Origin of the sequence: Boseongicola aestuarii (assembly GCF_900184815.1) — a bacterium.
GTDB classification, from domain to species: domain Bacteria; phylum Pseudomonadota; class Alphaproteobacteria; order Rhodobacterales; family Rhodobacteraceae; genus Boseongicola; species Boseongicola aestuarii.
In genome coordinates this window covers 1-904 of the sequence record NZ_FXXQ01000066.1, presented here as the reverse complement: position 1 = coordinate 904, position 904 = coordinate 1, and the positions used below count along the sequence as shown (strand labels likewise).

Below are 904 nucleotides of genomic sequence, written 5' to 3'. Positions count from 1 at the left end.
TGGGCTCAAAGTGGTCATTCTCTGCGTCATGCACGAACGTCTAAATTGGAAGCCCGCGAAAGAAATGCATCGCGTGGTGTGTTTGTTTTCTTGTATCGAGTTAATTTGGAAAAGAGTGTCGAAGATCATTTGGAGTGCTACGATGAGAGTTCTTGCTGCAACTTTGTTCCTGTTGACTTGCCTGCCGAGCATCGTCCTTGCCGATCCGGCATCAGAATGCGGCGGAGGCAGCCAGATCGAGATTGGGTCCTGTGTCGCCGATACGCTTCAACGGGTAGATGCCACCGTCGACATCTATTTGGGCTTTGCGGTGAGGTCCGCCGCCGAGCTCGATGAAGTTACGGGTCGAACGACGGCTGTGCCAGCTCTGGAAGCTGCACAGGCTGCCTGGTCGACCTATCGCGATGAACATTGCGGTTATGTCGGGGCAACTTTCGGAGGCGGATCTGGGACAGGAATCGGGATCAATTCTTGCAGGGTCGAGCTCGGTCGCAGTCGAGCGGCAGACCTTATGCGATACGCGCAATGAAATCAGCAAAAGCCATCTGACTTCATGGTTTGGAGTCAAACACGCCATACTGATTAGAAGAAGCAGACTACAGTCGTCTTCGGCCTCAGAGACGAAATTCGCTGCAGCTAGAACTAATGACTGCTAGGCGGGACGAAGCGGGCACTCGGCAAATGTGCCTCAAAGACTGTCCTGCTGCTCGTGACCGACTGCGATAAACTCCTTGATGCAAAAGCAAGTTGAGAGCGCTTCACGCCGTTCCGTTCAAGCCCCTCTGACCGGCCTCAGGTAAACTATTTCTCTTCACCAAGAGCCATGTGCACAGCGCGATCTCTGCAACTGCCATTGTCAACATTATTAATACCAGGAAGTGCTCGGGAAATTCGATATCTATGA

At 52.5% G+C, this 904-nt stretch carries 1 protein-coding gene; it reads left to right on the top strand.

All coding sequences use genetic code 11. The features are described from left to right. Positions 1-529: lysozyme inhibitor LprI family protein (locus tag BOA8489_RS20060; RefSeq protein WP_306345774.1), on the top strand; the 529-nt coding region annotated here is incomplete at its 5' end. Between the last annotated feature and the right edge of the window lie 375 nt (positions 530-904).